Genomic DNA, 12405 nt, shown 5'->3' with positions numbered 1-12405 from the left:
ATGTCGATGGAAACCCTGCTTCTTAAACTCAAAAAATCGGCCATTCGCCTGCGGGTTGATGGACCAGATGACCAATTGAAATTCGAAGCCCCAAAAGGGGCCATCACCCCTGCTTTGCGCGATGAAATCAAAGCGAACAAGACCGAACTCATTGCCTTTTTAAAGAAAAATCAACAAAGCAGAAACAAAACCGATCTAGCACTGACACCAATGGATCGCAGCAAAGGCCTACCGCTGTCTTTTGCCCAGCAACGACTTTGGTTTCTGTATAATTTAGAAGGAAAAAGCGCGGCCTATAACATCCCCGCCTGCCGCCGCCTGAGCGGACATCTGGATCTTGACTGTCTGGAACGTGCCCTGAACAGCTTGGCAACGCGCCATGAAATTCTGCGCACCAATTTCACCACGGTCAAAGAACGCGGGGAACAGGTCATTTCTCAAAACCGTGTATTCACCATAGACAGACATGACATTCGTCATCTGGATAAGATCGCACAACAAAGCTTCCTTGATCATCATATCCAGACAGAAACCGGATATGCCTTTGATTTAGAAAAGGATCCATTGCTGCGTCTCAGCCTCGTTCAAACAGACGACAATGCCTATCTGCTTTGCCTTGTCTTACATCATATCATCGGGGATGGCTGGTCACTGGAAATCCTTATTCGCGAACTCAGTCAGCTTTACGATGCTTATTTGAACAATTGCGCCCCCGATTTACCCGCACTGGATATCCAATACGCTGACTTTGCCTTGTGGCAACGTCTTTGGGCGGAACAAGGCGGACTGGACCGCCAACTTGATTATTGGAAACAGGCCCTTGCCAACATACCGCCATTGCTGGAACTGCCCTATGACCGGGCACGCCCCAAACAACAAAGCTATCGCGGTGGGCTCATTAATACCTATATGAAAACCGACTTAAAAGATCGTTTAGACAGTTTTTGTAAGCAGGAAAACGCCAGTCTTTACATGGGATTATGCGCAACGCTGAACAGCTTAATCCATAAATATATGGGCCATGACGATCTTGTAATCGGCACCCACACCGCCGGGCGTACCCGACGCGAACAAGAAGCTTTGATCGGCTTTTTCATTAATACGTTGCCATTACGCACCGACCTGTCGGGTAATCCGGGTTTTCGTGAAATTTTAAAACGCACAGCCCAAAGCGCACGCGGAGCTTTCAGCCACCAAGATGTCCCGTTTGAAAAACTGGTCGATCTGGTTCAGCCCGAACGCGATATGAGCTATGCCCCCCTTGTGCAAGTCATGTGTGTGCTGCAAAACATGCCTATTTCCAATGACAGTTTCCAAGGTATTGAAATCGAAGGCGTTACCCTTGCCCGCGATACTGCCAAATTCGATCTCAGCCTCTTGGCCGAAGAACAAGCTGACGGCACCCTTCATTGCGAATTTGAATATAATGCCGATCTGTTTGACGAAAAAACGATTCAGAACATGGCCGATCATTTCTTCACATTGTTAGAAAAGATGCTGGCAACACCGGACAAGGCCATAACAGAAATCGGCTTACAGGATCAAAACATCACACCGCCGAGTAAGAAACCGATCATAAAAACAACGATTGTTGAGCTTTTCGAAAAACAGGTTGCGGCCTTCCCCATCCATACGGCCCTCGTCCATAACGACAAGGCGATGAGTTACCGTGAACTGAACATAAAAGCCAACAAGCTTGCCCATTTTCTGCTGGCTCACGGATTGCAAAAAGAAGATGTCGTTGCCCTTTATATGGACAATAGCGCGGAGGCGATTGTCTCCATCCTCGCCATTTTAAAGGCGGGTGGCTGTTATTTACCGCTGGATACCACCCAACCCGTTGATCGATTGCGCTATATCCTCACCGACGCCAACGTCCGTTTTATCTTAAGCGCAAACAGCGAAAGCGATTTGGGCGAGGACCTGCACTGGATTTCCTTAACAGACGCACAGCCCCAGATCGACCTGCAAGCTGACAGTAAGCCCAAACGCGCCCTTCAATCCGATCAATTAGCCTATATCATCTATACGTCCGGGTCGACCGGAACCCCAAAAGGGGTGATGATTGAACATCAAAGCGTCATCGACCTGGTACAGGGGTTACAAGAACGTCTTTATCACAACTTGCCTAAACATATGAATGTGGCCTTGATGGCGGCTTTGGTCTTTGATGCCTCCGTTCAACAGGTCTTTGGTGCCTTGCTGCAAGGTCATAGCCTGCATCTGTGTGATAGGGAAACCAAACAGGATGGTCACCGCCTTCTGACGTTCCTGAAAGATCATCAGATCCAGCTCAGCGATGGCACACCAACGTTGCTCAATATCATGCTGGAGGCGGGCCTTGGCGAAGCTGAAGATTTACCCCTTCGCCACCTGTTGATCGGCGGGGAGGCATTGCCCCAACATCAGGCCCAACGCTTGCAAGATAGCACCATCGATATCACCAATATTTATGGTCCGACGGAATGTTGTGTCGATGTTCTGGCCTTCACGCAATCGCAAGATTATATCATCAATAATCGCACCGCCTCAGTCCCCATCGGCACTGTTCTTGGGGATTGTCGTGCCTATATCCTTGATCCCGGGGGTAACCCTGTTCCTTGCGGGATCGATGGGGAACTATATATCAGTGGCAGTGCCTTGTTTCGTGGTTATGTCAATCTGGATACACGTACACGCGCCGTCCTTATCCCCAACCCGTTTACCCACCCCGACGATACCACCCATCAGTTCATGTATCGCACCGGGGATATCTGCCATCGCTTAAAAGACGGCAATATTGTTTTTGTACGACGCAATGATGATCAGGTTAAAATTCGTGGCTACCGGATTGAACTGGGCGATATCGAAGCCAATTTGGCGACCTGTGACGGTGTAAAAAAAGCCTGCGTCATTGCCAAAGACATGGGGGCAAACGGGCAGGAACTTCATGCCTTTGTTGAAATGGATCACACACCCGACATTGCAGAACTTCATCGACATTTAAAGACCTGCATCGCTGATTATATGATCCCAGCACATTTCTTTCATTTGAAAGAACTACCCGTCAACAAAAGCGGCAAGGTTGATCGCAAAGCCTTGGCCCATATGGATGCAAAGGCGGTTCATACAACTCATGCATTTACCGCCCCACAAACAGAAGAACAGCGCCTTATATGTGATATGTTATGCGATATTTTAGGCCGTGATCAGGTTTCCATCACCGATAATTTCTTTTATTTGGGTGGCGATTCCATCAAAGCCTTGCAAATTGTCGCACGTTTACATCAAAGACATTACAAATTGGATGTGCGCGACCTTTTCAATCACCCCATTATTGCCGAACTCGCTAAAAAACTGCATAAAATTGATGACCCCAAACAGATTTATTCTCCCTTAAAAACAGGGGATATGATCCCGTTAACCGCCATTCAACATTGGTTTTTTGAAACTTATCCAGACCCCAAACACCATTTTAACCAGTCGGTTTTATTAACTTCAAAATCCCGTTTGGATGAAGATCGCCTCAAGCAATCCTTACAAACCGTCTTGGCAAATCATGATGCTTTCCGGCTGAAATTTCGCCGCGACGGGGATCAATTCATTCAATATATCGGGACTGTCGATTTCGGTTTTACATCCTTTAATTCTGCGCCCGACCACCCAACGACACAGGCCTTACAAGAAAAAGTCGATCTGATGGGGCCAAGCGTTCAGGTTGGCTGGTTTCGCGCTGAAGAAAAGGATTACCTGTTTATCACAGCCCCTCACCTGATTATTGATGCCGTATCCTGGCGCACCTTATTTGAAGAATTGGAAACGACTTATCACAGCTTGAACGTTTCTCTCTCCCCGCCTGTCGTTTCTTTTTCCCATTGGGCAAAAGCCGTCAATACTTATGCAGGCAAGACAGCAATCGACCAATTACCCTATTGGCAAATGATCGACCAACAGGCCCATAAGCGCCCGTTATTCCTTGATTTTGTAAAGGACATCTGTACCCACGCCGATTGCCAAATCGTTGAAACATCATTGCCTGAAACGGAAACCGCCCGCCTGCTTGGCGATATCCACGAAACGTTTAACAGTCGAATTGATGATTTCCTGCTGTGTGCCCTGTCACGTGCCTTCGGCCCCCTTGTTGATACGACCCCTCCCGCCATTATGCTGGAAAGTCATGGTCGCGAAGCGCTGGATAACGGCCTGAACATCGGGGCAAATGTCGGATGGCTAACCAGCATGTACCCCGTGTTACTGCCAACACCCAGCCCGGACAGGAGTACAAATTTGAAACAAGTGAAGGAAGTTTTGCGCAACATTCCCGATAAAGGGATGGGATACGGGCTGTTACGTTACCTTGCCAAACAGTCCTTAACGGCTGCACCGAAAATCAGTTTTAACTATCTCGGTCAATTTGATGAATTTGAAGAAGGTGACCTTTTCAGCCTGTCAGACCGTGATGTTGCCCCCAATATTTCCCCCAACGCCCCGCAACCCTTTCTTATTGAAGTGATTGCTCTGATCACAAAGGGCAAACTAAACATCAAAATTGGCTACAGCACCCGCCATTATCGTTCTCAGACCCTTGAAGGTTTACTGCATCGTTTCAAGGAAGAACTGCAACATCTGATCATCGAAATTGACCAAAAAACCGAACGGGAACTCACCCCGTCCGACATCGATTATGACGGTTTCAATCAGGACGAACTGGACCGGTTTATTGACGGACTGAGCCTGCCCGCAACACCGCATAATGTTCAGGAAGAAGGACACCTCGCATGAAATCGCGAAAGTTAGGGGCGGAACTGGAATTGTTCCTGACCAAAGACGACATACCCGCCACCCCAAAAGACTGGGCCATAATCGTTAATCGCGCCGTTTCTGCCGGATACAGCGCCATTACAGAACCCTACAACGGGCTGGCCCTGGGAGCTTCGGGCAAAAATGGCTGGTTTATTCTGGATAACAATTGCGCCATTGTTGAACTGGTCAGCCTGCCCTTCTGCGATCTGGATGCGACCATTGATAATCTGGAAAAGCTGCTTGTCTTTTTTGAATCCATAACGCCGGAATATCGCCTGCATTGGGTATCCCAATATGCCCCACCCAACGAAGACGAATACTGGAACCGCACCGTTTCCACCGGCCTTTACAGCATTGTACGTCATCAAAACTGGGGGCATTGGCATTTAATGAATTCACTGGCTTTTCAGCCCGCGATTGATATTTCCACGCCCGAAATTCCTGCTGTTTTACGCACCCTTTATCTAACCGCCCCCCTGTTTGTGTACCTTTACGGCGGACATGATATAAAAAAGACACCCCGTTTGCAAAACTGGCTGCACGCCATCCCTTACAGCGCACAACGCACAGGCTTGCCAATGCGCGAAATTAACAGCCTTGACGATTATGTTGCGAACCTGTTGGACCTGCCCGCCTTTATCGTGTCCAATTCGGTTAAAAACGGTGAACTTGCTTTTTTTGATACACAAAATGGGCGCCCCCGTGTGTCCGACGTGGTCTTTAATGGTGCAACAGCTTTTCGCGTTCATCATATTCCGACAACCTCGCAGATGCGCACCGATAAAATCGGTTATAACAAAACCCATGTGAATGGTAGCCTCGCCAACTTTTACGCCCTGTCCCTGCCGTTCTGGCATTGCCGACTGGTCTTTGATGCCGGGGTCGGAACCATTGATGGCGACGTTGGCACAATCACCCGCGCAATTGAAAAATCAGACAAATTATATGTGGAACTCCGACATATCGGCACCCCGCAAAACATGATGGAACTACGCAAAATCTATCAGGTTTTTGTCAACCTGGTTGAACGCGCACAAGAGATTAATCAGACCATAAGCCCCTTGATCAGCTGGCAAGAGGCACAAGACGAAAACCGCCTTGCCGTTCAAAACGGCGCCTTGGGTGACAAAAGCAAATTGGTTTTCAACACATTAAAAGAACTCGGCCTTTTCCAGAAGGAGGAAACAATATGATTTACGTTATCGGCGGTGATGGATGTGATGCACAAATCGGCATAGATCTGTTGGCGCGCATGGGCATTGCGGCCCAGGGATTACCTATTTCCAATTCCCCCAGTGATTATCGTGACATTCTGGCACGCGTTCCCTTAATCGATGATTATATTCTGGAAAAGCTGCGTCCCATACAGGCTGATGTCTTTCTTGTCTTTTGCAATACCCTTTCTTTTTCAGTGGATTGGGATCGTCTCGCCAACAAAATCCGCACCCCTATTTTAAGTCTGAGCCTCGTGTACAACGATTTTCTAGCCCAATATTCTTCCGTCGGTGTGGTGGCCTGTTTTGAAGATACCATCAACAATATTCGACTATTTTGCGACCAAAACAACCGTACGACCACGACCTTGTCCTATGCAATGGTTTCGCTGGTCGAAGCGGTCGAAAACAATGAACCCTTTGTCGAAGATATCCTGCATCAATTGATTGAAACCAGCGCGCATCTAAAGGCCGAAGCCTTCGTTCTTGGCTGCACACATTTTGAGGATTGCGACCTCGCCCGATCCCCCATTGATGTGATCTATCCCGGTAAACGCCTGATCCAATATGCGCTGAACAACGGTTACATCCCCGATCAATACCGCATGGTTGCCCAATAAACGGATAAGATTAAGAAAGAGAACAAGCCTATGAAAAACGATCCGATTGCCATCATTGGCCTTGGCTGCCGTTTCCCCCACGGTGCCAACAGCCCGCGCCAGTTCTGGGACCTGATTTGCAACAAATATGATGCCATTACCGAAGTTCCCGAAGATCGCTGGAACCTTGATCATTTTTATAACGATGATATGAGTGAGCCCGGCACCATTCGTACACGTTGTGCCGGTTTCATAGACGATTTCGATAAATTCGATGCTGCCTTTTTCGGTATTTCCCCGCGCGAAGCCAATGCAATGGACCCCCAACAACGTCAACTTTTGCAAGTCACATGGGAAATGTTTGAAGATGCCGGTGAAATCCCCGCGCATTTAAAAGGCAGCTCAACCGGGGTTTATGTCGGATGTTTTGCCGTGGATTACAATCTGTTATCCCACGACACCATGCAACGCGACTTATTGGGGGCACATACTTCCATCGGGTCCAGCGCAACGTTACTATCCAACCGGATTTCACATTATTACGATTTCAAGGGGCCGAGTTTAAGCGTCGATACGGCTTGTTCATCCTCTATGGTTGCCCTGCATCTTGCCTGCACCGCCCTTAAAAATGGCGAGATTACCCGCGCCGTTGTCGGTGGGGTGAATATGATCTTTAAGCCGGAATGGACGATTTCGACTTCAAAAGGCGGTTTTCTATCCCCGGACGGACGATGCAAGGTTTTTGATGCCAGCGCAAACGGCTATGTCCGTAGCGAAGGGGTTGGTGCTGTTTTGTTAAAACCGCTTTCCCAAGCTCTCATCGATAACAACCGTATTTACGCCGTTATTCACGCCACTGGGTCTAATCAGGACGGACATACTAAAAGCGTCACCGTCCCCAGTCGACAATCCCAGTCCGAGTTGATGCGCACCGTCTATCAACATGCGCAAATCGACCCGCTACAGGTCGCTTATGTGGAAGCCCACGGCACAGGCACCCCAACAGGGGATCCCATCGAAACAGGCGCAATCAGCGATGTTTTCGCCAAAGGTCGCCCCACAGATACCCCCTGTAAAATCGGATCGGTCAAATCCAATATCGGCCATCTGGAGGCCGCATCGGGCATGGCCGGATTGATGAAAGCCGCCCTCAGCCTGCATTATGAACAAATTCCACCCAACATTCATTTCAACACCCCAAATGAAAACATCCCGTTTGAGGACTGGAACCTGCGTGTCGTCACAGAAAACACACCTTTTAAAGCAAGTGAGCAGGCCCGTTACATCGGGGTGAATTCCTTTGGTTTCGGCGGGACCAATGTGCATGTCGCCCTGGAAGGTGCCGACCATTACCAGACACAACCCCACGCAACAGAAAATGACATGCACCCCGCGCATCTTATCGCTTTGTCCGCCCGAAATGATCAGGCATTGAAAGCAACCGTTCATTCCCTGAAGGGTTTTCTGGATCAAAAAGACGTTGATCTTTGTGACATCGCGACCAACTTGGCCCGGCTGCGTCAACACCATGATTTCCGCGCAGGCTTTGTCGCCAAAGACCGCTTTGATTTGAAGGAAAAACTGGATTTATATCTGGAACAAGATGGGGAACCGGCATCCGTTGCAACAAATACCGGAAAAATCGCTTTTGTCTTTTCCGGTATGGGACCGCAATGGTGGGCAATGGGACGTCAACTTATGGAAGAAGAACCGCTCTTTGCCCATAAGATTAAAGAGATTGATCAATTTTTATCCCATCATGCCGACTGGTCCCTATGGGAAGAACTGAACCGAGCCGAAGACAACAGCCGGATTGAAGAAACCCAGATTGCCCAGCCCGGTATTTTCGCCTTGCAAGTCGCCTTGGCAGAGCTGTTGAAGTCCAAAGGCGTTACCCCCGATGCTATTGTCGGACACAGCGCAGGTGAAGTTGCCGCCGCCCATGTCAGCGGTGCCCTTAGCCTTGAAGATGCCTGCCTTGTGATTTACCACCGCAGCCGCCTGCAACATCAAACCGAAGGACAGGGGCGCATTCTTGCCACCGCATTATCGCAGGAAGACACGGCGTTTTACCTGAAAGGGCGAGAAAGTGAAGTCTCGCTTGGAGCCGTCAACAGCCCCTTTGCAACAGCCTTGGCAGGCGGTGAGATTGCCTTGAACGACATCGTAAGGGAGTTAAAGAACAACAATATTTTTTGCAAAATGATCAATGGCAAGGTCCCCTACCACAGCCCCAAAATGGACCCGTTAAAAGACGAACTTGTCAGTGCTTTGCAGTCTCTTACCCCCCAAGCCACACATACACCGCTTTTTTCCACCGTCAGCGGGGCCTTAAGGGACGGGCGCACCATCAACGCAGAGTACTGGTTTGACAACATTCGCAAACCCGTCTTGTTTGCCGATGCCATTCAGTCCCTAAATGATTTTGGATGTAATGCATTTGTGGAACTTGCCCCACATCCGGTTTTGGCGACATCTATCAGTGAAACCCTGCCTGATTGTTTTGTCGTCAGTTGCCTGCGACGCAAACAAGACGAGGTCGAAAGCGTGATGAACGTTCTCGCCCGTCTGTTTGAACAGGGCATGTTCGAGGATTGGATCACGCTTTATCCTGACAAGCCCCGCCCGCTTGATCTACCGCTTTATCCTTGGCAAAGCGAACGTTATTGGCTGGAAAGTGAACAGTCGGAAAATTACCGTAAAGGCGGGATGCGCACCAAACATTTCAATGCCCAAACTGTCCATCCCCTGTTGGGCAGCCGCCTGCCCAGTGCATCCCCCCTATGGGATATGGATATCGATTTGAAAACCCATACTTATTTACAAGATCACAAGGTGGGCGCAGATATCGTCTACCCCGGTGCCGCCTATCTTGAAATGGCATTGGCAGCGTCCCCTACAACAGATTTTCCGGTCCAGATCGATGATGTGTCGTTTAAGAAAGCCTTATACCTAAACAAGGATGAAGCAACACCTATACAATTCAGCTACACCCCAAAAACAGGTCAATTCAATATTCACTCCCAAATCGCAGGGCAATGGCAGAACCATGCCAGTGGCTATCTGTTCACAGACACCTTCTCCCCCGACATTGCCCCCATCGACCTGCAAAACTGGCGTACCCAAGCCACAAAAACAATCGGGCGTGATGACCTTTACCAATCCTTTCAGCACCGGGGATTGACCTACGGCCCGGCTTTTCAGGCGATTGACAACCTATACCTCGCCCCCACCCGTGCCTTGGCAGAACTGGTCCTTCCTGATGAATTGGACAATGCAGATTATCACTTGCATCCCAGTTTACTGGATAGCGCTTTCCAAACGTTTCTGTCCTTATTGGATGAAAACGGGCTGGATGGTCTTTATTTACCCGTTCATCTTGATCACCTGATCTTAACGGGTAAAATACCCCGTCGTCTGTTTGCTTGCACGGAACTGGTTCTGTTTGATAACAGCTTTGTTAAAGGCAATATCACCTTATGCGATGAACAGGGCCTTATTCTCGCTCATCTATCCGGTTTCACTTGTCAGGCTTTAAGCACCTTCCAAGAAGACCCTTTACAACATTTTGAAGGTGATTTTTATAATTTCCAATGGGACGAAACGTCTCTCCCCGCCAAGCGATCAGACCAATTTCAGACACAAAACTGGTTGATCTGCGGCAATCATAATTTTGCACAGGATATTCAAACGGGTTTCGTTGAAAAAGGCGCACAAGCCATTTTATTTGATGGGGATCATCTACCTGACTTTACGTCAGAAAAATGGGGGGTAATCTTCTGTGGTCAAGATAAAGCGGAGCTTGAATTGCTCCGTATCCTGCAAACACTGGGAAGCCAACAAAAAATCCCCCGTCACATTTGTCTTGTCACCCAAGGTTATCGTGACGGTGACTTAGAGAGTGCCGGGCTATGGGGAATGGGGCGTGTCATCGCCAATGAATATCCCAATATCAACTGCCAACAAGTTGACCTTCAGGATCAAAACGATATTCCAACGTTACTGGACATTCTGGAAGAAGACACCCTTGGTCCCGAAATCGCCCTGAACGGCACGGCTATTTTCGCCAAAAGGCTCCATCACCTTGACCCGAGGACCTTACCGGATAAATCACACCAAACGATCCACCATGACATCAACGTCAAAGAGACCGTCCAACATATCCTGAAACAGGTTCCCCCGTTTCAAAAAGGCGATTGGGTTATTTTGCATGATCAAAGTGCCCTCACGCCCTTATTATGTCAGCACGTCCAGAAATCCGGTGCACAAGTGATCGTCATAACCTACGATACAAAGACGTTTGAACAGGCTGATCTTGCCCTCTGCGCAACATCCCCCGACCTTGAACGTCACGTTATGGAAATCACAGGCAGCAACGGCGTAGACCTGATGGTTTACACAACGCCCGCACATGATTATCAACGTCAAATCAATCTGATCAAACCTGCGGGCCGCTTTATTGATTTGATGGGGATGCCCGCCTCTTACTTCGATAAAATAAGAGAACGTTCTTTAACCTATATCCCTGTCAATCCATCTCATTTTACAACACAATCCGATACTAAATTGACGCGTTTCAAAAAAGACGCTGCCTATTTAATCACCGGTGGTGTGCGCGGTTTTGGTTTGAGTGTCGCCAAATGGATGGCCGCAAACGGGGCCGGGCATTTGATCTTGCTAGGGCGTAGTCAAACGATCCCGGAGACCTCAAACACAGATATTCAGGACTTGCGCAATCAGGGCATAACAGTCGAAATCAAAGCCTGTGATGTAACCGATGCCGCCGCGTTGCGCGATATAATCACCCCTTACAAAGGCGAGGCTGACATTCCCTTGGCAGGTATCATCCATGCCGCCAATATCTATGCCGATGGATATCTTAATCAACTGACACCTGTTGATTTTGAAAAAGTCTTCAAGACAAAGGCGATTGGGGCAAAAAATCTGCACGATTGTACGCAAGATATCGACCTTGACCTGTTTGTCCTGTTTTCGTCCATCTCCGTCGTGATCGGTAATCCCGGTCAAGCCAACTATGTGGCAGGCAACAATTATTTGCGCCGATTATCTTACAACCGTCACGTCCAAGGGTTAAACAGCCTGTGCATCAACTGGGGCGCCATTGCCGATGTAGGTTATCTTGCACAAAATGAAGCTGTGGAAGATCAGCTCAAACAAACCGGGATTTCCCCCATTGATCCAGAGGCCGCCCTAAATGCAATGGGCGCTTTGCTGGATAAAGATATCTGTGAAATCACATTGGCCGATGTGGATTGGGCCCGTTGGGCGGATAAAATTCCATCCCGTACCGCCTTACTCTTTGAACCTGTCCTTCCAACCAAATCCGCAACAAACAATCCTGAAGATAAAACACGGTCTTCTTTGTTGACAATATTGGTCGAGGCGACCCCAGACAGCCGTAAAACCGTTTTGCAAGAACAATTGACCAAACAAGTCGCCACCATCCTTGGACTGGCAAAATCAAAATGGCCCGGTCTTCATCAAGGGTTTGCCGATCTGGGGATGGATTCTATGTTGTCCGTTGAATTTCGCAACCGATTGCAAAAAACATATGATTGCAGTTTGCCCGCAACGTTGATTTTTCTCTATCCCACCATTGAAAAACTGGCCGATTATTTACTAGACGACTTGTTGGCCGATCGTTTCAGTGATGAAACGATGAGTGATGAAAATGAACAAAGTTTGGAAGAACTCGCCAACTTGTTGGAACAGACACTCGCCAGCTAACAAAAAAAGGCCCTGTTCGCCAAATAGCAAACAGGGCTTACAGTCGGGGAGAAAAATTTAAT

General features: G+C 48.5%; 4 protein-coding genes. All 4 read left to right on the top strand.

All coding sequences use genetic code 11. The features are described 5' to 3' along the window. From ACN0VA_RS15235 to ACN0VA_RS15220, 4 genes are read left to right on the top strand one after another with little or no spacing between them, the layout of a single operon-like run. The gene (locus ACN0VA_RS15235) at positions 1–4761 is read left to right on the top strand and encodes an amino acid adenylation domain-containing protein (RefSeq protein WP_417821983.1); all 4761 of its coding nucleotides are present in this window, start codon (positions 1–3) and stop codon (positions 4759–4761) included. Continuing rightward, positions 4758–5975 carry a hypothetical protein gene (locus ACN0VA_RS15230; RefSeq protein WP_417821982.1) on the top strand — a complete coding sequence of 406 codons (1218 nt, stop codon included), beginning with the start codon at positions 4758–4760 and terminating at the stop codon, positions 5973–5975. Before ACN0VA_RS15235 ends, ACN0VA_RS15230 begins: the two co-directional genes overlap by 4 nt. Beyond that, positions 5972–6616, top strand: coding sequence for a hypothetical protein (locus ACN0VA_RS15225; RefSeq protein WP_417821981.1), 645 nt, complete (start codon positions 5972–5974; stop codon positions 6614–6616). Before ACN0VA_RS15230 ends, ACN0VA_RS15225 begins: the two co-directional genes overlap by 4 nt. Before the next feature lie 30 nt (positions 6617–6646). Next, positions 6647–12343, top strand: a complete 5697-nt coding sequence (locus ACN0VA_RS15220) for an SDR family NAD(P)-dependent oxidoreductase (RefSeq protein WP_417821980.1) — start codon at positions 6647–6649, stop codon at positions 12341–12343. The last annotated feature ends 62 nt before the right edge of the window (positions 12344–12405 follow it).

The organism is Terasakiella sp. (genome assembly GCF_048267425.1).
Classification (GTDB): Bacteria; Pseudomonadota; Alphaproteobacteria; order Rhodospirillales; family Terasakiellaceae; genus Terasakiella.
This window is presented reverse-complemented; position numbering and strand designations above follow the sequence as displayed.